Annotated in this window: 21 protein-coding genes and 1 pseudogene; 20 read left to right on the forward strand and 2 right to left on the reverse strand. The window is 70.6% G+C overall.

Annotation, left to right across the window (positions count from 1 at the left end):
* The first annotated feature begins 128 nt into the window (after positions 1–128).
* From SSP29_RS28315 to SSP29_RS28335, 5 genes are all read left to right on the forward strand, one after another.
* Positions 129–1,376, forward strand: a complete 1,248-nt coding sequence (locus SSP29_RS28315; protein WP_089103635.1) for a sugar ABC transporter substrate-binding protein — start codon at positions 129–131, stop codon at positions 1,374–1,376.
* A 20-nt stretch (positions 1,377–1,396) separates the two neighbouring features.
* A complete protein-coding gene (locus SSP29_RS28320) occupies positions 1,397–2,368 on the forward strand; it encodes a carbohydrate ABC transporter permease (RefSeq protein WP_089103636.1) in 972 nt (323 codons plus the stop codon).
* 11 nt (positions 2,369–2,379) lie between these two features.
* Positions 2,380–3,204 carry a carbohydrate ABC transporter permease gene (locus tag SSP29_RS28325; protein WP_089103799.1) on the forward strand — a complete coding sequence of 275 codons (825 nt, stop codon included), beginning with the start codon at positions 2,380–2,382 and terminating at the stop codon, positions 3,202–3,204.
* A gap of 67 nt (positions 3,205–3,271) precedes the next feature.
* Positions 3,272–5,029, forward strand: a complete 1,758-nt coding sequence (locus tag SSP29_RS28330) for an amylo-alpha-1,6-glucosidase (protein WP_089103637.1) — start codon at positions 3,272–3,274, stop codon at positions 5,027–5,029.
* Between the two features lie 54 nt (positions 5,030–5,083).
* Positions 5,084–6,958, forward strand: a complete 1,875-nt coding sequence (locus SSP29_RS28335; protein ID WP_150135069.1) for an RICIN domain-containing protein — start codon at positions 5,084–5,086, stop codon at positions 6,956–6,958.
* 138 nt (positions 6,959–7,096) lie between these two features.
* On the opposite strand, the pseudogene SSP29_RS28340 reads toward SSP29_RS28335, so the two are convergent.
* Positions 7,097–8,063 (reverse strand): annotated as a pseudogene (locus SSP29_RS28340) (alpha/beta hydrolase).
* Between the two features lie 63 nt (positions 8,064–8,126).
* On the opposite strand from SSP29_RS28340, the gene SSP29_RS58650 reads away from it, so the two are divergent.
* The 3 genes from SSP29_RS58650 to SSP29_RS28350 all read left to right on the forward strand — a co-directional run bounded on the left by SSP29_RS58650 (position 8,127) and on the right by SSP29_RS28350 (position 9,957).
* Entirely contained in the window at positions 8,127–8,291 is a 165-nt protein-coding gene (locus SSP29_RS58650; protein ID WP_167450012.1) for a hypothetical protein, read from the forward strand.
* A 195-nt stretch (positions 8,292–8,486) separates the two neighbouring features.
* On the forward strand, positions 8,487–9,152 hold the full coding sequence (locus SSP29_RS28345) for a hypothetical protein (protein WP_089103638.1): 666 nt from the start codon (positions 8,487–8,489) through the stop codon (positions 9,150–9,152).
* A gap of 169 nt (positions 9,153–9,321) precedes the next feature.
* Positions 9,322–9,957: a sigma-70 family RNA polymerase sigma factor gene (locus SSP29_RS28350; RefSeq protein WP_089103639.1), complete on the forward strand. Its 636-nt coding sequence runs from the start codon at positions 9,322–9,324 to the stop codon at positions 9,955–9,957.
* A 110-nt stretch (positions 9,958–10,067) separates the two neighbouring features.
* Here the strand turns inward: SSP29_RS28350 and SSP29_RS28355 are convergent, their stop codons facing one another.
* A complete protein-coding gene (locus SSP29_RS28355; RefSeq protein WP_089103640.1) occupies positions 10,068–10,283 on the reverse strand; it encodes a heavy-metal-associated domain-containing protein in 216 nt (71 codons plus the stop codon).
* Positions 10,284–10,824: 541 nt separating this feature from the next.
* Here SSP29_RS28355 and SSP29_RS28360 point away from each other — a divergent pair.
* The 12 genes from SSP29_RS28360 to SSP29_RS28415 all read left to right on the forward strand — a co-directional run bounded on the left by SSP29_RS28360 (position 10,825) and on the right by SSP29_RS28415 (position 22,766).
* Positions 10,825–11,124 carry a hypothetical protein gene (locus tag SSP29_RS28360; protein WP_089103641.1) on the forward strand — a complete coding sequence of 100 codons (300 nt, stop codon included), beginning with the start codon at positions 10,825–10,827 and terminating at the stop codon, positions 11,122–11,124.
* Positions 11,121–13,430, forward strand: a complete 2,310-nt coding sequence (locus SSP29_RS28365; protein ID WP_150135072.1) for a heavy metal translocating P-type ATPase — start codon at positions 11,121–11,123, stop codon at positions 13,428–13,430. Before SSP29_RS28360 ends, SSP29_RS28365 begins: the two co-directional genes overlap by 4 nt.
* Entirely contained in the window at positions 13,427–13,966 is a 540-nt protein-coding gene (locus tag SSP29_RS28370) for a copper chaperone PCu(A)C (RefSeq protein ID WP_089103642.1), read from the forward strand. Before SSP29_RS28365 ends, SSP29_RS28370 begins: the two co-directional genes overlap by 4 nt.
* A 134-nt stretch (positions 13,967–14,100) precedes the next feature.
* The gene (locus SSP29_RS28375) at positions 14,101–14,832 is read left to right on the forward strand and encodes a hypothetical protein (protein WP_089103643.1); all 732 of its coding nucleotides are present in this window, start codon (positions 14,101–14,103) and stop codon (positions 14,830–14,832) included.
* 241 nt (positions 14,833–15,073) lie between these two features.
* Complete coding sequence (locus SSP29_RS28380; protein ID WP_089103644.1) at positions 15,074–15,679, forward strand: sigma-70 family RNA polymerase sigma factor; 606 nt, start codon at positions 15,074–15,076, stop codon at positions 15,677–15,679.
* Between the two features lie 167 nt (positions 15,680–15,846).
* On the forward strand, positions 15,847–16,602 hold the full coding sequence (locus SSP29_RS28385; RefSeq protein WP_089103645.1) for an aspartyl/asparaginyl beta-hydroxylase domain-containing protein: 756 nt from the start codon (positions 15,847–15,849) through the stop codon (positions 16,600–16,602).
* 220 nt (positions 16,603–16,822) lie between these two features.
* Positions 16,823–18,202, forward strand: a complete 1,380-nt coding sequence (locus SSP29_RS28390) for an MFS transporter (RefSeq protein WP_089103646.1) — start codon at positions 16,823–16,825, stop codon at positions 18,200–18,202.
* Between the two features lie 39 nt (positions 18,203–18,241).
* Positions 18,242–19,399 (forward strand): beta-ketoacyl-ACP synthase III, encoded by a 1,158-nt coding sequence (locus SSP29_RS28395; RefSeq protein ID WP_089103647.1) that lies wholly within the window; start codon positions 18,242–18,244, stop codon positions 19,397–19,399.
* A complete protein-coding gene (locus SSP29_RS28400; RefSeq protein ID WP_089103648.1) occupies positions 19,396–19,638 on the forward strand; it encodes an acyl carrier protein in 243 nt (80 codons plus the stop codon). The genes SSP29_RS28395 and SSP29_RS28400 overlap by 4 nt, the downstream gene beginning before the upstream one ends.
* A 44-nt stretch (positions 19,639–19,682) precedes the next feature.
* Positions 19,683–20,573, forward strand: a complete 891-nt coding sequence (scoE, locus tag SSP29_RS28405) for a (3R)-3-[(carboxymethyl)amino]fatty acid oxygenase/decarboxylase (protein ID WP_089103649.1) — start codon at positions 19,683–19,685, stop codon at positions 20,571–20,573.
* Positions 20,570–21,118: a (2E)-enoyl-ACP glycyltransferase gene (gene scoD / locus SSP29_RS56545; protein WP_089103650.1), complete on the forward strand. Its 549-nt coding sequence runs from the start codon at positions 20,570–20,572 to the stop codon at positions 21,116–21,118. The genes scoE and scoD overlap by 4 nt, the downstream gene beginning before the upstream one ends.
* 67 nt (positions 21,119–21,185) lie before the next feature.
* Positions 21,186–22,766, forward strand: coding sequence for a long-chain-fatty-acid--CoA ligase (locus SSP29_RS28415; protein WP_089103651.1), 1,581 nt, complete (start codon positions 21,186–21,188; stop codon positions 22,764–22,766).
* Positions 22,767–22,781: the final 15 nt, after the last annotated feature.

The following is a 22,781-nucleotide window of genomic DNA, read 5'->3' on the forward strand; positions in this document are numbered from 1 at the left end:
CCACGGATCACGGGCCGCATCCGTCCCCCTCACCGTATGCACCGCTCGCCGTGGCTGTTCGGCATGCCCGCTTCCCCCCTCGTCACCCTCTCTCGGCACACCCGTGCCTGAAAACGAAGGAACGCGCAATGCACAGCTCCGTCAGACGGCTCCGCCTCACCGCCGCGACCGTGACCCTCCTCGCCGTCGTCGGCACCGCCACCGCTTGTTCCTCCGGTGCGAGCAGCACCGGCACCAAGGCCGCGGACAGCGGCACTTACACCATCTGGGACCCGTACCCGCAGTTCGACCAGAGCTCCGCGTGGGCGAAGCTGCTCGACGCCTGCGGCACCAAGGCCGGGGTGAAGATCAAGCGGACCGCGTTCGACACCAGTGACCTGGCGAACAAGGCACTCCTGGCAGCCCAGCAGGACAACTCCGCCGACGTCCTCATCGTCGACAACCCCGTCGTGTCGACCCTGGCCGAGGCCGGCGTTCTCACCACGACCGAGGACAACAAGCTGGACACCTCGAAGGCGGACGCCAATCTCCTCGCGGCCGGACAGTCGGGCGGCAAGACGTACGGCACGCCGATCGGCGCCAACACACTCGCCCTTTACTACAACAAGAAGGTGCTGAAGCAGGCCGGGGTGGACATCGCCTCTGTCAGGGACTGGAAGTCGCTGACCGCCGCACTCGCGAAGGTCAAGAAGGCGGGCAAGAAGGGCATCACGTTCTCCGCGATCGGCACGGAGGAGGGCAGCTTTCAGTTCCTGCCCTGGTTCTGGGGGTCGGGCGCCAAGCTGACCGAACTCGACTCCTCCCAGGCCGTGTCCGCGCTGGCGCTGTGGAACGACTGGCTGAAGAACGGCTACGCCCCCAACTCGGTCCTCAACAACACCCAGACCACCAGCTGGCAGGAGTTCGCCACCGGCGACTACGCGTTCAGCGAGAACGGCACCTGGCAGCTCGCCAACGCCAAGAACGCCGGCTTCGACTACGGGGTCATCCCCGTTCCCGCCGCCGACGGCGGCAACGCGGCCGCCCCGACCGGCGGCGAGTTCGTCACCATCCCGGTCCAGGGCAAGACCGACCGCTACCCGACGTCACAGAAGATCGTGACCTGCCTGACCAGCACCGACAACCTCCTCAACACCGACACCACGCTGTCCTACGTGGCACCCACCGCCGAGGTCCAGGACAAGCAGATCGCGGCGAACGCCGAACTGAAGCCCTGGGTCGACGCGGTCAAGGCGGCCAAGGGACGCACCAGCGACGACCTGGGCACCAAGTACCCGAAGATCTCGGAGCAGTTGTGGAAGGCGGTCCAGTCCGCGCTCAGCGGTTCGAAGTCGCCGAAGGACGCGCTGTCCGCCGCCCAGTCGGCCGTCAAGTAATCAGAGACCAGGGCCAGTTGATGAGTCACATGACCCAAGTGCCACACCGGCGGCCCGTGCGCCACCACAGCGGTGCGGCCCTGACCGCACCGCCCCGGGCACGGCGCCGGCCCACGTCCCAGCAGTGGGCCGCCTGGGGCTTCCTCGCCCCGGTGACCCTGTACCTCGTCCTCTTCTACGCCTATCCCCTCTACCGCAACATCGACCTGAGCCTGCGCAACTACACGGTCCGGTCCTTCGTCCAGGGCGACGCTCCCTTCACGGGCCTGGCGAACTACCGCACGGTCCTGGACGACCCGACCTTCGCCCCGGCCCTGCTCCACACCGTGGTCTTCACCACCGTGTGTCTGGTCTTCCAGTACGCCATCGGCCTGGCCCTCGCGGTCTTCTTCAACCAGCGCTTCCGGCTCTCCGCGACCCTGCGGGCACTCTTTCTGGTGCCCTGGCTGCTCCCGCTGATCGTGTCGGCGTCCACCTGGTCGTGGATGCTCACCAGCGACTCCGGCGTCGTCAACGCCGTCCTGCACGCCGTCGGCATCGGTCCGGTGAACTGGCTGACCGCACCGGGCTGGTCGCTGGCCTCGGTGATCATCGCGAACATCTGGATCGGCGTCCCGTTCAACCTGGTGGTCCTCCACAGCGGCCTGCAGTCCATCCCCGCGAGCCTCTACGAGGCGGCGGCCCTCGACGGGGCGAACGCCTGGCAGCGGTTCTGGCGGATCACCTTCCCGCTGCTGCGACCGGTGTCCGCGATCACCCTCCTCCTCGGCCTCGTCTACACGCTCAAGGTCTTCGACATCATCTGGATCATGACCAAGGGCGGCCCGGCCGACTCGTCCACCACCTTCGCCACCTGGTCCTACCAGCTCGGCTTCGGCAACCTGCTGCCGGCCTTCGGACCGGGAGCGGCCGTCGGCAACCTGCTCGTGGTCGCCGCCCTGGTGTTCGGCCTCGTCTACGCCAGGGTCCAGCGGAAGCAGGCACTGTCATGAACGGCACGGCCATGAACCGAAGCACCAGCCGCACGTGGTGGCAGACGGCCATCGGCGTGCTGTTCACCGCGGTGATGCTCTTCCCGGTCTACTGGATGCTCAACGTGTCCTTCACCCGTGACCAGGACATGCGCAAGAGCCCGCCGGACCTGATTCCCCTGCACGGCACCCTGGAGGGCTACCGCGCGGTCCTGGACCAGCAGTTGCCCTACCTCGGCACCAGCCTCGTCATCGGTCTGGGTACGGTCGTACTGACGGTGGCACTGGCCGCGCCCGCAGGCTACGCACTCGCCAAACTGCGCCCGCGTGGCGGCGGAGTGCTCAGCTTCCTCTTCCTGGTCGCCCAGATGATCCCCGGCATCATCATGGCGATGGGCTTCTACGCCATCTACCTCAGCCTCGGCCTGCTCCAGTCGGTGCCCGGCCTGATCGTCGCGGACTCCACGCTGGCCGTCCCGTTCGCCGTGCTGATCTTCACCGCGTTCATGTCCGGCATCCCCGGCGAACTGCTCCAGGCCGCGAAGACAGACGGGGCCGGGCCCCTGCGTACCTTCTGGTCGATCGTCCTGCCGATGAGCCGCAACGCCATCGTCACCGTGTCGCTGTTCGCGTTCCTGTGGTCCTGGTCGGACTTCGTCTTCGCCAGCACGCTCGCCAACGGCGGCGCGCACGAGCCGATCACCCTCGGCATCTACCACTACATCGGCAACAACAACCAGCAGTGGAACGCCATCATGGCGACCGCCGTCGTGGCCTCGCTGCCCGCCGCGGTGATCCTCGTCCTCGCCCAGCGTTACGTCGCCGCCGGCGTGACCGCCGGCGCCGTCAAGGACTGAAACCTTCCCAGCTCGTCAGCCCCGTTCGAGGGCCGATCACCCCTGCTCCAGAAACGAGTCATGCTGCATGACCGCCGCCCCGTCCGGCCCGGCCTTCTCCGTCCACGACATCCCGTTCAGCACCCGCGGATCATGGTTCGGTATCTCGCCCGTGGTGGCGGAGAAGGACACCGCCGACGACATCCACCTCGTCTCGCACCAGAACGGCATGCACGCCGTGCTGCGTCTCCTCGCGCTCGACATGACCACCGGAGAGCGCGCCGCCACCGGGCCGCACGCGACGCCGAGCCTGCTCAGCTGGATCGGCGCCGAAGGCCGCATCGACCTGTCCTACGAGTCGCCGGACACCGTACGCCTGCGTGGCGACGGGCTGGGCCTGCACATCGGCGCGGCGGCGGCCGTGCTGACCCCGTTCAGCGGCACCTATTTCTACCCCGAACCCGGCACAGGGGCGTATGTGTTCACCTCGTACGAGACCGGGCGGCGCTACCGCGTCACCGTGCTGTCCGGGACCGTGGCTGAGGCGTCCGGCACGCAGACGATGGGCAGTGCCGCGCGAGGTGTCACGATCGGCGCCGAGGCCGGCGCGGTCTGGGAGGTCGCGGTCGAGGAGTACGAGACCGCGCGCCGCCCGTACGTGTCCTCGGCATCCTTCGGCCAGGTGGTGGACGCCGCGCACGGCGCCTTCTCCGCCTTCGTCGACGCCGTCGCGCCCTGGCGTTCGTCCAGGACGCCGGCCGCGGAACTCGCCGCCTACGTGCTGTGGTCCGCGACCGTCCGGCCCAGAGGCTTCGTCACCCGGCCCGCGGTGCTCATGTCGAAGCACTGGATGGACAAGGTATGGAGCTGGGACCACTGCTTCAATGCCCTGGCCCTGGCCCCGGGAAGCCCCGGACTCGCCCTTGACCAGTTCTCGCTGCCCTTCGACCACCAGGACGAGACCGGCGCGCTGCCCGACTCGGTGGCGCACTCGGAGATCCTCTACAACTTCGTCAAGCCCCCCATCCACGGCTGGGCCCTGCGCCACCTGCGCCGACGGCTTCCCGATCCGCTCGGCGAGGCCGAGTTGGCCGAGGTCTACGACCGGCTGGCCCGCTGGACGGACTTCTGGCTCACCATGCGGCGCGCTCCCGGGGCCACCCTCCCGCACTACCAGCACGGCAACGACAGCGGCTGGGACAACGCCACCACCTTCGATCCCGAGCGCGTGATCGTCAGCGCCGACCTGTCCGCCTTCCTCGTCCTCCAACTGCGCGAACTTGCCGAATTGGCAGGCGAGTTGGGGCTGCCGGACGACACGCGCAGGTGGACCCGGACGGCCGACGCGACGCAGGCGGCGATGCTCGACGAGCTGTGGACCGACGACCGGTTCGTCGCCCGCTCGGCACACACCGGGGCCACCTGGACCAGCTCCAGCCTGCTCGACCTGATGCCCGTCGTGCTCGGCGAGCACCTGCCCGAGAACATCGGCGATGCGCTGGCCGACCGCATCGAGGCCCACCTCACCGCATACGGTCTCGCCACCGAACTGCCCACCTCACCGCACTACTTGGACGACGGCTACTGGCGCGGTCCGATCTGGGCCCCGGCCACCGTCCTGATCGAGGACGGCCTGCGCCGCGCCGGCCACGACCGTCTCGCGGACGAGATCAGCAACCGTTTCCGGGCCCTGTGCGAGACCTCGGGTTTCGCGGAGAACTTCGATGCCCTCACCGGCGCGGGCCTGCGCGACCGCGCCTACACCTGGACGGCCGGCAGCTACCTCCTTCTTGCCGAGGCCCACGAGCTGAGGCACGCCGAGACCGCGGAGGCCGTCGGCGGCTGACAGAGCCCCTGGGCGACTCGCGCCCAGGCAGTACCCCCTTCGGGAGACCCGCACATGCGCATACCTCGCTTCCTTTCCCCGCCCGGCCGCCCCGGCAGACCACCCGTCCCGAGAGGCCGCAGGACCGCACTGATCGCCGCGCTCCTGGCCTCGTCCTCGTTCGCCGCCGTCACCCTCCCCGCGACGACCGCCCACGCCGCTGACACCTCCGTCACCGTCGACTTCTCCACCGCCGGGGGCGCCCCCACGTACCACGCCTCCGGCATGATCTACGGGATGACCCCGGACGGCTCGCTGCCCCAGGACCACTTCTTCACCGACATCAAGTGGCACTTCATGCGGGCCGGCGGTGCCCAGCTCAACAGCGGCGGCTACGCCACGAGCCTCGCCGACTACCAGACCCGCTGGGCATCGACGCTGGCCCAGTACAAGCGGACCGCCGCCCTCGGCGGCACCTTCGTCCTCCTCCCGCACGACCTGTGGGGCGCCGACGGCACCACCAGCCAGGGCTGGCCCGGTGACAACGGCGACTGGACGCAGTTCGACGCCTTCCTCGCCCAGCTCATCGGTGACGTCAAGGCCAACAACATGACGGTCCAGTGGGACCTGTGGAACGAGCCCGACGGCAGCGGCTTCTGGGGTGCTTCACAGACGCAGTACCTGCAGATGTGGTCGCGTTTCTACGCCAAGGTGCGCGCCGCCTTCCCCGCCCAGCTCATCGTCGGCCCCAGCATCGCGGGCCAGCCGAACTCCTCCAACAGCTGGTGGACGACCTTCCTGACGTACGTCAAGGCCGACAACGTGGCTCCGGACATCTGGAGTTGGCACGACGAGCCCGGCGACCCGGTCACCGACGTCGGCCGCGCCAACTCGACGCTCGCCGCAGCAGGGTTGACCAACACGCGGCCGTACCAGATCAACGAGTACGCCACCCTGTCCATGCAGTCCCCGGGCGGCGGCGCCTGGTTCATCGGCCGCCTGGAACGCGCCGGTGCCGACGGCCTGCGCGGCAACTGGGCCTCGGGTACCGCGCTGCACGACGACGAGGCCAACCTCCTCACGAAGAACAGCGCCGGCCAGTACCTGCCGCTCGGCGAGTGGTTCATGTACCGCTACTACGGCTCCCAGACCGGCAACATCGTCAAGCTCACGCCCGGCACCGGCACCGACGGCCTGGCCACCAAGGACAACTCGGCGGGGAACGCCAAGGTGTTGCTCGGCAGCAGCGGCAACACCGGCACCGTCACTGTCAATCTGACAGGGCTCAACACCACGTCCGTCGTGGAGAACAGCCAGGTCCGCGCCGTCGTCCAGCGCATCCCCTACAACAGCGGTGCCGCCGTGACCGGCCCGGAGACCATCGCCGACACCACCCTCACGGTCAGCGGCAACGCCGCGTCGGTGAGCCTCCCTTGGACGAACGCCAAGGACGGCTACACCGTCACCCTGCTGCCCCCGTCCAACACCACCGTCTCCACGGTCGCCGTCAGCCAGAACAGCGGCCAGTGCCTGGACGACACCAACCTCTCCACCGCCAACGGCACGCAGTACCAGCAGTACTACTGCGAGGGCGGCTACCAGCAGATGCTCGACCTCAAGCCGGTCAGCGGCAAGACCAGCACGTACAGCGTGGTCGACGAACTGAGCGGCAAATGCCTCGACGTCACAGGAGCGTCGACCGCCGACGGCGCCGCCGTCATCCAGTACACCTGCAACGGCGCCACCAACCAGCAGTTCACCCTCAACCCCGTCACCGCACTCGGCAACAGCCACGACTACCAACTCGTCGCCGTCCACAGCGGCAAGTGTGTCGACGTCAGCAACGTCTCGACGACCGCCGGAGCACAGATCCATCAGTGGACCTGCGACGCGGCGAGCGCCCTGAGCACCAAGAAGAACCAGATCTGGCGGCTGCTCGGCAAGAGCTGACTGCCGGCACCTGTGACGATGTGGAGGGGGAGTCCACAGGCCCCTCCGCATCGTTCGACGGGGACTGTTCTGCGGTCCTTCGGGTGGGGAGGGTGAGCTGCCGGCGGCGTCGGTCGGCCGTGTCGGTGAGCGAAATCGTCAGGGGTGGAGGCTGACTTCGGGGTTTGCCGCGGAGGGTCCGTCGAGGACAGGCTCCGGGATGCCGCGTAGGTGCAGGTCGAAGAACGCCCGGACGTAGGTGCGGGTGAGCTGAACCGACCGCTGGGCGGAGAGGGTTGTACCGGGAGGCTCGGGAATGCCCGGCGCCTCGGAGAGGACCGGTACATCCGTGAAGCTGGCATGGTTGGAACCGGCGACGATGAGCCAGCGTTTCCAGCCGTCGAGATTCACCCCGGCTCGCACCCTTTTGTCTGTCACCATGGTGGTGACGGCTGGTCAGCTCGTCGTTCACGAAGGAGACGTCGTTCGCCCGGCTCTGCGCTATGACCCCCGGACCTCCGTCGGGGGGTGTGTCACAGATGGCGCAGGTGTGTGTCTGCCCGTCGGGGAAGGTGGTGCCGGAGTTCTCATAGGTGTGGTCGACGAGCGCGACGACGTATCCGTGGCTGGCCAGGTCCTCGGCGAGGCTGGTGAGTTCGGTGCGCGGCATGGTGAATCCGGGCGAGAGCATCACCAGCGGGAAGCGGCCGTGCTCCGGGCGCGCGTCGGAGCGCGCCCAGGTGCGGGTGCCGCTGACCGCCTCCGCAGGGATGGTGGTACCCGGCAGCTTCAACTGGAGCATGTCCTGGGCTGCCTCGACGGTCATGTACGGAGCCGGTCCGCCCGTCCCGGGCCGGGCCGGGTAATACATCGACACCATCAGCTGCCTCGGCCCCGCCGACGGCACCCAGGGATCCTGACGTTGGGTGTCGACGAGGTGCAGGATCTCACGGCCCACGGCGTGCGGACCGGTCGGGCGGGGGAGTTCGGGACGGAGCGCGTACGGGTCCGAGGCCGCGACTGCGGAGAGCGCAGGCGCGGCCAATGCCGTACCTGCTGTGACCGCGGGCAGTGGCAGGACGAGTGTGAACACTGCGGCAACGGCAGCGTGACGGATTCTGGTCATGGCGGCGACGCCAGATGCTCGTTGGTCTGATCGTGGGAAAGTGACAACCTCGGGCATGACCTGTTGGCGGCGCCTGGCCGCCTGGTATCGCTGACCGGCGGGAACCGCAACGGCGACTCCACCGCCCGCGGTCTCGGTGTCGCCGGGCTGGTCGTGGGTGTCCTCGGGCCGGCGGCGGCCGCGTTCGCCGGCCTGCGCGGTCGCTCCACCGGATCCCAGGCCGAGTAGGGCACGGTTCCCGGTTCCCGTCGGCGGGACGGACCCTGCACGGCGCGGCTCTCCTGTAACAGTCGGGCCCGAGGGCCCTTGAGTTCCAGGCGTTTTCTGTGATCCAGATCACATGCTGTGGATCGGGTGGGAACGCCTGTGGGTTTCCGTGCGGCAGCCCCGCCGGCCGGTGTCCGGGTGCCAGGATGTGGCGCCATGACAGCAGGGTGGTGTTCTCGCGCGTTACGGGCCGCGGTGTTCGCGGTCGTGTGCGTGCTGCTCGCCGCCCTGGGGCACGTGATGATGTCCGGCAGCGAGGCGCCCGCATGGGCGCTGGCCGCCGGGGTCGCCGTGACCGGCGCCGTGGGCTGGTGCCTGACATGGCGTGAGCGGGAGCCGTTGCCGATCGTCGCGGCTGTGGTCGCCGCCCAGGCAATGCTGCACGAGGGGTTCTCCTTCGCGCGACCGGCGACCGTGGCATCCGTCTCCGCCGCCGTCATGAACATGGGCGACGCGAGTTCCATGGACATGGGCTCGATGCGCGGGGACTCCATGGGCATGGCCCACATGGATCACATGGACCCCGTGGGTCACTCCCTGGCCGGCACCTCGCCTTCGTCCGGCATGCTGGCGGCCCACCTGGTGGCGGCACTGCTGTGCGGCCTGTGGCTCGCGTACGGCGAGAAGGCCGCGTTCCGCATCACGCGGGCCGTGGCCGGATGGCTGACCGCACCACTGCGACTGCTGCTCGCCCTGCCCCCCGCCGCCTGCCAGCCGCCCGGCCGCCCGCGGCGGCGCCAAGCGGACCGGACGCCGTATCTGCTTCTCCTCGTCCACGCGATCACTTCTCGGGGCCCGCCGGCGCGGGCTGCTGTCGTCTGAGGACAGCAGGCTTCCCGGGGCCGCGCATGGCGTGCCCCTCGGGCCACGGCCGTACGACCGCACCCCGGCGCGGTGTCGGCGTGCCGTAGGCCGTCTCCCCACTTCACCGGACCGCTCGCGTTCTTCGTGCGCCCTGGTCCGGATCACGGTCGACCGAGAAGGACACCAGGTGATCACCTCTGCCCTGCCCGCCGCGCGTGCCAGGAACGGCAAAACGGCGGCGCTCGACGAATCGATCACCGCGTGGGCGCTGGCCGCCCGCTGCGGTGACGCCGACGCGGTCGCGCAGTTCGTAGGCGCCCTGCACCGGGACGTCCAGTGCTACGTCGCCCAGTTGTGCGGCGATCCCCAGGCCGTGGACGACCTGGCACAGGACACGTTTCTGCGGGCGCTCGGCAGCCTGCACCTGTTCGAGGGGCGCTCCTCGGCCCGTTCCTGGCTGCTGTCCATCGCCCGCCGCGCGGTGATCGACAGCTACCGGTACGCCGCCGCCCGGCCGCGCCTGAGCGACGTAGCGGACTGGCAGCTGGCCGTCGAGCTGGCCCAGCCGTGCGACCTGCCGGGCTTCGACGACGGCATCGCGCTGCTGGACCTGCTGGCCGCACTGCCCGAGGAACGCCGTGAGGCGTTCGTCCTCACCCAACTGCTCGGCCTGCGCTACGACGAGGTGGCCGAGGTCGGCGACTGCGCGATCGGCACGGTCCGCTCCCGGGTGGCCCGGGCCCGCGCGACCCTGATCGACCTGCTGGAACAGGCTGAGACGACGGAGAAGTCCGCCGCCAAGTCCGCCGCCCTGGCGGTCTGAGGGTGCGCAAGGTGCCGAAGCTCACGCCCGCGGTTGACGGAGAAGGCCGGGCAGGACGGCTGATGCGTCCTGCCCGGCCTTCCCGGCGCGGGTGCGTGTCCTCGGGCGGCTCAGGCGGCGACCGTGTCGGCGATGCCGTATCCGGCCTCGACGATCGCGGCGCGGAGTCGCCCGTCGTCGAGGTCCGTTCCGTGCACGGTGACGGACTTGGCGGCGACGTCGACCACGACCTGGCTCACCCCCGCGACCTCGGAAACCTCTTCCCTGATGCTCGCCGCGCAGTGCTCGCAGCTCATGCCGGTGACGTTGTACTGCTTCTGTGCCATGGCGCAACTCCTGGATGCCTATGGGGCTTTGGGCGGTTTACGGGTGTACGGGGCCGGAAGTTCAGTCCCTTCCCGTCACCACAACAGTCGGTTGGGCGGAGCCGGAAGTTCCGGAGCGAGTGCGTCGATTCCGGCACGGAGCGCGAGAGAAGGACTCCTCCGCGGCGCTGGGCCCGGTGCGGGAGGAGGGGGTCGGGGCGGCGGACGGCCGGCACGACAACCACCAGCGTGGCGCAGTGCGCGCCGCGTGGCCCTGGGAGCCCGAGTCGGCTGAGGTCCGGGGCGGGGGACGCGCATTGCCTCAGGGGCTTGGCCGCTGCCTGTGGCCACCGCCGTGCCCGGAGAGCGCCGCGACGTCCGGCGCGGTGACCCGACGCATCCGGGACATTGACCCGCACCACGCGAAGACAAACGCCTCAGGTGTGTCGCGCGTCACGTTTGGATGCGGGAACTCCGCGTTCCTTCCGGCCGACTACTGGAGCGATACGGCTTCAACTGCTGTCTTTCGTACGACGGTTCGATGCGACCAGAAAGGTCGAGCATGGCCGAGATCCGACAACCGTCCCACCCTGCCGGCGCGATCGCCCGCAGGCTGCTGCCGCCCCCGGCGCTGTGCGGCTTCCTGCTGCTGCTCGTCCTCGTGTTCTCGGTGTCCTACGCCGTCGGGTTGGCCGCCGGGCCGGTGGCGCCCGGCATGCACGGGACCGGGAGCGCCGGAAGTGGAAGCGGCGGAGACGGTGGTGGCGGGAGTGGCGGGAGCGGCGGCGGCATGGAGGACATGTCCGGGACGGACGGGAGCATGCAGAACATGCCGGGGATGACGGACGGGAGTGACCGGTGACGGCGGGCGAAGCGGTGACCGGCCTCGTGGTCACGGACATCACTGTCGGCGGGATGACCTGCGCGGCCTGTGTACGGCGGGTGGAGAAGAAGCTCGCCAAGCTGGACGGCGTCACGGCCACCGTGAACCTCGCCACCGGGATGGCCCGGGTCAGCCACCCGGCAGGCGTCGCGCCGGAGGAACTCGTCACCGCGGTCGAACAGGCCGGCTACCAGGCCGCCCTGCCCGCACCACCTGTCCACGAGGACGAGCGGACGGCGGACGCCGAGCCGGACGGGACCGAGTCCGCCGCCCGGCAGGAGCGTGAACGGCTTCTCGTCACCGCGCTGCTGGCCGTCCCCGTGCTGGTGCTGTCGATGGTGCCCGACCTTCAGTTTCGCAACTGGCAGTGGCTGTGCTTCGCGCTGGCGGCGCCGGTGGCTGTGTGGAGCGCGTGGCCCTTCCACGAGCGCGCGCTACGAGGGCTGCGCCACTCCGCGGCCACCATGGACACCCTGGTCTCGCTGGGCGTGGTGGCGTCGTTCTCCTGGTCGGCGTACGCGTTGTTCCTCGGGGGAGCGGGCGAGCCGGGGATGTGGATGCCGTTCAGTCTGCTGCCGTCCGCGTCGGACGGTACGGCGCACGTCTATCTGGAAGCGGCGGTGAGCGTGCCGCTGTTCGTGCTGACCGGGCGGTACCTGGAGGCGCGGGCGCGCCGGGGGACCGGGACGGCCCTGCGGGCGCTGGCGGACCTGGCGGCCAAGGAGGTGTCCGTCCGTGACGAGCACGGCGAGCGGTCCGTCCCCATAGAGCAGTTGAGGGTCGGGCAGGTCTTCGTCGTGCGCCCGGGGGAGCGGGTCGCCACCGACGGGCGGGTGACGGAGGGCAGTTCCGCCGTGGACCTGTCCCTGGTCACCGGTGAGAGCGAGCCCGTCGAGGTAGGCCCCGGCTCGGCGTTGGTCGGCGGGGCCGTCAACGCAGGCGGGCTGCTTCTCGTACGGGCGACTGCCGTCGGCGCGGACACCCGGCTGGCCCGGATCACCCGGCTGGTCACCGAGGCCCAGGCGGGCAAGGCGCGGGCGCAGCGGCTGGCCGACGCGGTGGCCGGGGTGTTCGTACCGGTCGTGCTGACGATCGCGGTGACCGTCCTCGGGTTCTGGCTCGGCGCCGGCGCCGACCCGCAGGCGGCGCTCACCGCCTGCGTGGCCGTCCTCGTCGTGGCCTGCCCGTGTGCGCTGGGGCTCGCCACCCCGACCGCCCTGATGGCCGCCACCGGCCGCGGGGCACAACTGGGCGTACTGGTGAGCGGCCCGCAGACGCTGGAGACGCTCCAGCACGTGGACACGGTCGTCCTGGACAAGACCGGCACCCTGACCTCCGGTCACATGACCGTCGCCCGGGTGACCACCGTGCCCGACGGCCCGGCACAGGAGGAACTGGTCCGCCTCGCCGGAGCGGTGGAGCAGGGCTCCGAGCATCCGATCGGGCGGGCGGTCACGGCGTACGCGCGCCGTTCGGCCGACCAGGACCCGCTGCCGGACGTGACCGGCTTCACCGCCACGGCGGGGTGGGGTGTCACGGGGCGCGTGGCCGGTCGTACGGTCGAAGTGGCCGTACCGGAAGGGGAGTTGCCGCCCGTGCTGGCCGAGGCTCTGGCCGCGGCGGAGGGCGAGGCGTACACGCCCGTGGTGGTCCGGGTGGACGGCCGGGCCCTGGGGCTGATCGCCGTCGGCGACCTCGTGCGGCCCGGCAGCTACCGTGCCGTGGAACGGCTGCGGCGACTGGGCCTGCGCCCGGTGCTCGCCACCGGGGACCGCGAGGCTCCCGCGCGGGCGGTGGCGCAGGCACTCGGGATCGACGAGGTGTACGCCCGCTGCTCCCCGGAGGACAAGGCCGACCTGGTCCGGCGGCTGCGGGAGGAGGGCTGCCGGGTCGCGGTCGTCGGTGACGGTGTGAACGACGCCGCCGCGCTCGCCGGTGCCGACCTGGGCATCGCCATGGGCAGCGGCACGGACGTGGCCATCGGGGCGGCCGACCTGACACTGGTGCGCGGCGACATCGAGGCACTCGTTGACGCCGTCGGACTGGCCCGGCGCACGCTCGGCACCATCCGCGCCAACCTGCTGTGGGCCTTCGGCTACAACGTCGTCACCGTGCCCCTCGCCATGGTGGGGCTGCTCAACCCCATGCTCGCCGCCGCCGCGATGTCGGTGAGTTCCGTGCTGGTGGTGGCCAACAGCCTGCGGCTGCGCGGCTGGCAACCGCAACGGGCACCCGGCGGTGGCCGGGGACGCGGGGCACGATCCGGGAAGGCGGCAGTGTTGTGAAGTGGACTGTGGAGTGGACGAGCACGGCCCTCGGCGACCGGCGGCGGCTGAAGGACGGCGCGCTCGCCGCCCTCGTTCCCGTCGCCGCGTGCAGCGTGGCCCTGGCGGGCCTCACCGCCTGGACCGGCACCGGCAGGGCGGGCAGCCCGGCGCGCATGAGCATCACCGAAGGGCGCGTCCTGCTGCCGTCCGCAGGAGTCGCGGAGACGGCCGCGTTCTTCCGTATGGAGAACAAGGGCGGCTCGGCCGACAGTCTGATACGCGTGACCTCGCGCGACGTCCCCGGCGGCATAACGCTCGCCCGTCACCGCATGAACGAGGGGAACGTGGCCTACGGCGCCGCAGTCGACTCCGTGGGGATACCGGCGGGCGGGAGCGTCGCGATGTCTCCGCAGGGGGTGGACCTGACGGTGTCCGCTCCGGCCGGGAAGTGGAGTTCGGGCGATCTGGTGCCCTTCACCCTGGAGTTCCGGCACAGCGGGCGGGTCAAGGTCCTTGCGGTGGTGGTGCGTCCGGGAAGTGTCTCATTCCAGTAGTCGTGCCGATCGGCCGTCGAGTTCCCGGGCGCTGGGTGTGAGGTGCGTCACTGTCCGGTCGGTGAGTCGGAGGGTGGTTGCCCGCACGTACCCCCTGACGACGAGCGGACGCCGGGTGCGAGGATGGGCGGGCTATGACTGTCCGAGGGTGGTGCCGTGCGCTGCGGGCCGGTGTGTTCGCCGCCGCCTGCGTGCTGCTCGCCGCCCTCGGTCACGTGATCATGTCCGGCACCTCCGTCCCCTGGTGGGCCATGACCGCCGGCGCGGCCGGGACCGGCACGGTCGGCTGGTTGCTGGCCGACCGTGAACGGGGACGCACGCTGATCGTCACGGTCGTGACGGTGGCGCAGGCGGTGCTCCACGAGGCGTTCTCGCTGGCGCAGACGGTCACACCGGCGGCGGTGCCCGGCCAAGGCGTCGCGGCCCGCGCCCCGGGCTCAGTGACGGACATGAACGGCATGGACATGAGCGGCGGCATGGACATGGGCTCCACGTCCATGGGTTCCATGCACATGGACCCGATGGACATGGGCTCCATGGCGCATGCCATCACCGGTGCCCAACACGCGCACGGTATGGCAGGCATGAGCGGCACCGCCACGTACGGCATGTTCGCCGCACACCTCCTGGCCGCAGTCCTGTGCGGGCTCTGGCTCGCGTACGGCGAGCGCGCGGTCTTCCGCGTCCTGCGGGCCGCGGCCACCCGGCTGGTGGCACCGCTGCGGATGCTGCTGGCCGGGCCCGCGCCGCTCCCGCGCCCGCTCGCGGGCAGGCGTCGCGCCACCGACGTACCGGCTCCGGCGCGCCTTCTCCTGTGCTGCTCTCTCACCTCCCGGGCCCCGCCCACGGGTGCCGCTGTCGCCTGAGACAGCCGGAACCACCGGGGCCTCACGTCTCGCCCTCCGTCTCTGTCCTGCCGCGTTCGCGCGCAGTTCCTTCCTGTCGACGCTTCACACCGGCACGTCCACGTGCCGCCGTGCGCCGACACCTCCTGACGGGCCCCGGGCATCGCCGTACCCACCGCGTACGGCTGCACCCCAAGTCCGAGTGCGCCGCCGCTCCCTGCGGCCGGCCCCGGACGCCCTGACGACCCGAGAAGGACATCACGTGACTGCTGCCGTCCTGCCCGCTTCCCGGACCGAACGCGCCTCGACGGACGCGGCGGCGACCGCTTGGGCGTTGGCCGCCCGAGGCGGCGACCAGCACGCGGCCGAGCACTTCGTCCGCGCGCTCCACAACGACGTGCTGTGCTACGTCGCCCACCTCAGCGGCGATCCCCAGACCGCCCACGACCTGACCCAGGACACCTTCGCGCGGGCCTTCGGCAGCCTGCACCGCTTCGAAGGGCGGGCGTCGGCCCGCACCTGGCTGCTGTCCATCGCCCGTCGCGCGGTGGCCGACAGCTTCCGGCATGCCGCCGCCCGGCCGCGGCTCGCCGACACCCCCGACTGGCAGGTGGCCGTCGAGTGCACCCAGCCGCGCGGCCTGCCTGGCTTCGAAGAAGGTGTGGCCCTGCTCGATCTGCTGGACGCGCTGTCCGACGAACGCCGTGAGGCGTTCGTCCTCACCCAGGTGGTCGGCCTGTCCTACGAGGAGGCCGCCAGCTTCACCGGCTGCCCCGTCGGCACCATCCGCTCCCGGGTGTCCCGCGCCCGGGCGACTCTGGAAAGGCAGCTCCTGGAGGCCGAGGCACCGGCCGCCCTGGCGGCCTGACGCGACGACGGGTCGGTGCTCCCCGTCGGGGGAGCACCAACGCACCAACTCCGCTGCCGGGCCGGGAGATTGGCGGAAACTCGCGGGAACCCGCTCGCTCGCGCGTCCGACTACTAGTGCGACACCGGCTCACCGAGCCGGTCGTGGCACCAGCTGGAAGGGCCCGTATGACACCCGAGACAGAGACCGCCTTCGCGGCGATCAGAGGCGACTACGGCACGGACTCCCTCAGGCGTGTGGAACGGATGCTGGAGCCCGGGGGCGGCGACCCACGGCACCCGTTGCAGAAGGGGGCCAAGTGGATCCTGCCGGGACTGTCCGCCACCCCGTGGCACGATCCGCACGGGTATCCCGAACTGGCCCCGGTCGTCGATGCCTTGGAGGCCGCCCATCCGGCTGTCAAAGAGGAGTTGACCGCCGCCTGGGCGGGACGGCGGGAGGCGTTCTCGGACTACGAGCACTACCTGACCCGCCAGGAGGACTGGCAGGCCCTCTACCTGTACCGGGGAGGGATCATGGTCGAGGAGTCGGCAGGGCCCGCACCCACCGCGTACCAGGTGCTCAAGGAATTCGCGGTGGACACGGAGAAGATCTGTCCCCTCCTGGAATCCCACTTCTCCATTCTGCTCCCCGGGGCCGCCATCGCCCCGCACTGCGACCTGTGGAACTTCAGCATCAACCTGCATCTCGCGGTCGACATTCCTGACGGTTGCAGTATCACCGTGGCGGGTGAGACCCGTTCCTGGCGGGAGGGAAAGTGCCTGCTCTTCGACTATTCCTTCGAGCATGCGGCGCGCAATGACGGCGAACGGCCGCGGACCTGCCTGCTCGTGGACCTGTGGCATCCGGAGACAACTGTCCCGGAAAGGCTTGCGCTGGTAGCGCTCATCACCGAGATCAGGCAGCTCATGGGCGACGGCTGATTACCCGTAATTCGTAGCACGGTTCATCCGGCGGGATTTCTGTCCGTCGGAATTCAGGCGTGCCCGGAAATGCAATCAAGGTCGCGGGTAAATGTTTTCTGACGAGTCATTCTCAAGCTTTCTCCGAGGTGTTATGGTGACCGAAATTGATCGACCGGCGCGAATATCCGGTTCGAATTCGCCGTCGTTTTCCGTTCAGGCGTGAGGAGGGGGCCGACCGATGCGTGCACGACTGTCCCTTCTGGTTCTCGCGCTCGCCCAACTGGTCATCGCGCTCGACTACAACATCGTCTACGTCGCACTTCCCGACATAGGCGCCGGCCTCGGCTTCTCCGCACACGACCTCCAGTGGGTGGTGAGCGCGTACGTCGTGACGACCGGCGGCTTCCTGTTACTGGGCGGCCGGACGGCCGATCTGCTGGGCCGGCGCCGGACGTTCGTCGCCGCGGCTCTGGTCTACGCGGGCTCCTCCCTGGTGGGCGGACTGTCGCAGTCGGCGGGGACCCTCGTCGCCGTCCGCGCGGTCCAGGGCATCGGCGGTTCGCTGCTCTTCCCGGCCACTCTCTCGCTGATCAACACGATCTACGAGGAGGGACCGGCCCGGAACCGGGCCCTCGCGGTGTGGGGTGCGGCGGGGGCCGGCGGCCTGTGCTTCGGGTCGCTGCTGGGCGGGGTGCTGGTCGACGCGTTCGGCTGGCCGTCGGTGTTCTTCGTCAACGTGCCCGTGGCGGCCGCCATCGCCTGGGCGGGCCGGAGCCTGTTCCCGGCGGACGTTCCGCGCACCGGCGTACGGCGCTTCGACGTGACCGGCGCGCTCGCCGGGACCGGCGGGATCACGCTCCTGGTGTTCGTCCTCGTACACGCCCCCGAGGCGGGCTGGACCAGCACGTCCGCCCTGCTCGGCGGGGTGCTCGCGGCAGCCCTCCTGGCACTCTTCGCCGTCGTCGAGACCCGTTCCCGCGACCCGCTGGTGCCGGCCCGGCTGTTCACCCACCGGAGTCTGGTCGCGGCGATGGCGGTCACCGCCCTCTACAGCGCCACCTTCAGCTCCCTGCCCTACTTCCTGACCCTGTACTTCCAGACCGTGCGCGGCTACAGCGCGTTCGCCACCGGCCTCGCCTTCCTCGTGCCGGCCGTGGTGACCGCGCTGGGCACCCAGGCCGGGGAACGGGCCGTCGCGGCCGTCGGCGTACGGCGCATGCTCGTCGGCGGCCTGGTCTGCGGCGCGGCCGGAGCCGCCGCCCTGGGCCTCGCGCTCACCGCGGACGGCTCGTACGGCCTGCTGCTGCCCGGGATCGTGCTGCTCGGCCTCGGCCAGGGTGCCGCCTGGACCGGCATGTGGATCGCCGCCGCCTCCGGGGTGGCCCCCGAGGACCAGGGCGTGGCGTCCGGAATGGCCTCCACCAGCCTCCAGATCGGCGGCGCCGTGGGACTCGCCCTGCTGGTCGCCCTGGCGGGCGGCATCGGCCAGGGCCCGCCGGACGACGCCCTGCTGACCGGTATCCGCGCCGCCGTGTTCGCGATCGCGGCCGGCCTCGGCTGCGGGATCCCGCTGACCCTGGCCCTGCGCAGCACCGCCACCGCCGCCGCCACCGCCTGAAAAGCCGCCGCTCCGCCCCACCTCATCAGGAGAACAGCTGTGCCCAGCAATGCCCCCAGACCGTCCGCCCCGGCGGCCGTCCTGTGCGGACTGGCCGGTTGGGTGCCGCCCCGCGTGGTCACCAACGACGAACTCGCCGAGCGGCTGGAGACCGACGACACCTGGATCCGCACCCGCACCGGAATCCGACGCCGCCACATCGCCGAGCCCGGCCAGGCCACCTCCGACCTCGCCGTCGAGGCCGGCCGGCTCGCCCTGCGCTCCGCCCTGACCTCCGCCGGGGGCGGCTCCGGGCACCGCCCCGGGCGCGGCTCCGCCGACGCGGTGATCGTCACCACGACCACCCCGGACCGGCCGTGCCCGGCCACCGCGCCCCTGGTCGCGGCCCGGCTCGGGCTCGGCGGTGCGGCGGCCTTCGACGTCGGCGCGGTGTGCACCGGATTCGTGTACGGCCTCGCCACCGCGGCGGGCCTGATCGCCTCCCGGGTCGCCGAACGGGTCCTGCTGATCGGCGCGGACGTCTACTCCACCATCGTCGACCCGTTGGACCGTGCCAACGCGATCATCTTCGGCGACGGCGCCGGAGCGGTCGTCCTGCGCGCCGGGCACCCGGACGAGCCAGGCGCGGTCGGGCACTTCGACCTCGGCAGCGACGGGGCTAACGAGGACCTGATCATGGTCGCCGCCGGTGGCTCCCGCCGGCCGTCCACCGCCGGCTCCGGGCAGGGCTCCGACGGCGGCTTCCGGCACGGCTCCGCCGACGGCTCCCGGCACGGCTTCGACGGCGGCGAACCCACCCGCGCCGAGCGGCACTTCGCAATGCGCGGCAAGGAGGTCTACCGCCACGCGGTGACCCGCATGGCCGCCTCGGCGCGGGCCACGCTGGACCGGGCCGGCCGGAAGACCGACGACGTCGACCACTTCGTCCCCCACCAGGCCAACCTGCGCATCCTGCACTCCGTCGCGGACGACCTGGACCTGCCCAGGGAACGCTGCGTGGCCAACGTCGACTCCGTCGGCAACACCGGTGCCGCCTCCATCCCGCTCGCCCTCGCCGACGCCGCCGCCCGGGGGCGGATCCGGGCCGGCGACCGCCTCCTGCTCACCGCCTTCGGCGGCGGCCTCACCTGGGGCTCCTGCCTCCTGACCTGGCCCCCGCTCCTCACGCATCCGCAACCCGAACGGAGCACACCATGACCAGCACCTACGACGACCTCGTGGGCATCCTCACCCGCCTCCACGACACCCCCGCCGACCTGATCCGCCCCGAAGCCACCCTCGGTGCACTGGACGTCGACTCCCTGACCACCGTCGAGATCAGCATCCGTATCGAACGCGACCTCGGCGTCACCGTCGGCGACGACGAACTCCAGCCCGGCCTCACCCTCGGCGACATAGCCGCACTCGTCGATGCCCGCCGGGCCACCACCGTCTGAAAACCCCACTGAACCTCGCTGAACCCCACGAAAGGACAAGCGACATGCGGATCAAGGACCAGACCGGAGCCGAACTCGGCGCGCTCGTCGAGGACTTCGACCACACCACGGCCTCCGACGCCGACATCGCGACGCTCAAGCAGACCGTCTACACGAAGAAGATCGCCGTCCTGAAGGGCCAGGACCTCTCCCCATGGGGGTTCCTCGCGCTCGGCGAACGCCTCGGCCGCCCCGAGACCTACTACGAACCGATGTACAAGCACCCCGAGGTCCCCGAGATCTTCGTCTCCTCCAACGTCCCGGAGAACGGCAAGCAGATAGGCGTGCCGAAGACCGGCAAGTTCTGGCACGCCGACTACCAGTTCATGCCGGACCCCTTCGGCATCACCCTGATCTACCCGCAGGTCGTCCCGGAGAAGAACCGCGGCACCTACTTCATCGACATGGGCCGGGCGTACGAGGAACTACCCGGGGAGCTGAAGAAGGAGATCGCCGACACCCGGTGCAGGCACTCCGTGCGCAAGTACTTCAAAATCCGCCCGCACGACGTGTACCGCCCCATCTCCGAGGTCATCGACGAGGTCGAGACCAAGACCCCGCCCGTCGTCCAGCCCACCACCTTCACCCACCCCATGACCGGCGAGACCGTCCTCTACATCAGCGAGGGCTTCACCGTCGGCATCGAGGACGCGGACGGCGACCCGCTCGACGAAGAGCTGCTCAAGCGTCTCTTCGAGGCCACCGGCCAGCTCGACGAGACCTTCGAGCACGGCAACATCCACCTCCAGAGCTTCGAGAAGGGCGACCTGCTGGTCTGGGACAACCGCAGCCTCATCCACCGCGCCCGCCACACCACGACACCCGAGCCGACGGTCTCCTACCGCGTCACCGTCCACGACGAGCGCAAACTGCACGACGGGATACCGGCCGCGTGACCGCCCCTGCCGCCGACCACCCCGAGGCCCCGCCGCAGCGCTCGTACGCCACCGACGAGGAACTGCTGGCCCGCGTCCTGGCGCCCTACAAGGACAACTGCAAGTACCTGAGATCCGCCCATGTCACCGCCGACGCCGGACTCGCCGCCGCCCGCTGCGAGTTCGCGATCCCGGAGTCCTGCTACATCGACGACACCGGCCACCTGAACTCGGTCGAGGTCAACATCGCCTACAACCAGATGATGTACTACCTGGTCGCCAAGTCCGTGCAGGAAGGGCTCCTGACCGGGTTCGAGACCTGGACGCCGGCCGACTTCTGGCGCCACCAGCTCCCCGACATCCTCATCGCCCGGTTCGCCGGCAACTTCCGCCGCCCCGTGGACCCCCGCGCCTTCTCCGGCGAGATGGAGTTCCACTCCGTCACCCGACGGACCCCCGGCGGCGGCAGCCCCTTCCTCCACGCGCAGACGTCGTACCGCTACTGGGACAGCGACGGCGGCCGGTGCGACGGCGAGGCGACCCTCGCGTTCGTCAACATCCCCTGACCCGGCGGCGACCCACGGATGCCCCGCCGTTGATCCACCGTTGATCCGCCGAAAGGGAGAACTCCCCATGGAGACAAGAACGCAGCCGGTGCCGCACAGGCTGCACCACCCCGAACTCACCACCCTCGTCCAGACCGCCCGCTTCCACGCCGACCGTCAGCCCACCGCCCCCGCCGTGGTCTGCGAGGGCCGCACCCTGACCTACGCGGACCTGCACACCGCGAGCAACCGCCTCGCCCACGGCCTGCGCGCCGCCGGCCTCGCCGAGGGCGACCGGGTGGCCTACCTGGGCAAGGAGTCCGAGCACTACTACGAGGTCCTCTTCGCCTGCGCCAAGACCGGCACCGTCCTGGTCCCCGTCAACTGGCGGCTCACCGCGCCCGAGGTAAGCCACATCCTCCAGGACTCCGGCACCCGGCTGCTGTTCCTGGAGGACGAGTTCGCCCCGATCGTCGACGGCATGCCGACCGCGCCACCCGAGACGGTCGTGAACCTCGGCTCGATCCTGGACTGGCGGGCCGAACACGCGGACGCCGAGCCGGAGTTCGAGGCCACCCCCGACACCCCGGTCGCCCAGCTGTACACCAGCGGCACCACTGGCCTGCCGAAGGGAGTGGTGCTCGCCCATCGCAGCTTCTTCGCGGTCCGTGACGCCCTGGCGGCAGAGGGGCTGGACTGGATCGACTGGCGGGCGGGCGACATCGCGCTCGTCGGCATCCCCGGCTTCCACGTCGGCGGGCTGTGGTGGGCCACCCAGAACCTCAACGCCGGTACGACGATCGTGGCGATGCGTGCCTTCGCCGCCCGGCAGGCCGTCGACCTCATCCGCGACCTCGGCGTCACCACCGCCTGCATGGTCCCGGCCATGCTCCGCATGATGCTCACCGAACCCGGCGTCACCGCCGCCGACTTCACCACCCTGCGCAAGACCGTGTACGGCGGCTCCCCGATCTCCGAGGCCCTCCTTGAGGAGAGCCTCGCCGTCCTGGACTGCGAGTTCGCCCAGATCTACGGCCTGACCGAGACCGGCAACACCGCCGTCTGCCTGCCCCCTGCCGCCCACGTTCCCGGCGGCCCGCTGATGCAGGCGGCAGGGCACCCCTACCCAGGCGTCCGGGCCAAGGTCATCGACGAACACGGCGGGGAGCTGCCTCCGGGCTGGGTGGGGGAGGTCTGCCTGCACACCCCCGCCCGCATGGTCGAGTACTGGGGCCTGCCCGACAAGACCGCCGAGACCCTCGTCGACGGCTGGATCCACACCGGCGACGCCGGATACGTCGACGAGGACGGATACGTCTTCATCCGCGACCGCATCAAGGACGCCATCCTCGTCGCCGGCGAGAACGTCTACCCCGCCGAGATCGAGAACGTCCTGGAGAGCCATCCCCAGGTCGCCGAGGCCGTGGTCGTCGGCGCCCCCGACGAGCGCTGGGGCGAACGGGTGCACGCCTTCGTGGTCCCCGTGCCGGGACAGCAGCAGCCCAGCCCCCGCGACCTGCACACCTTCCTCGTGCCGCGGCTGGCCGCCTTCAAACTGCCCTCGCGGTACGAGGTCATCGACCACGTGCCGCGCAACCCCAGCGGCAAGATCCTCCGCCGCGAACTGCGCGACCGCTTCTGGAGCGACTCCGCGCGCAAGGTCAACTGAGCCCGCCGACACGGT

This window comes from Streptomyces hyaluromycini, from assembly GCF_002217755.1.
In the GTDB taxonomy this organism is placed as follows: domain Bacteria; phylum Actinomycetota; class Actinomycetes; order Streptomycetales; family Streptomycetaceae; genus Streptomyces; species Streptomyces hyaluromycini.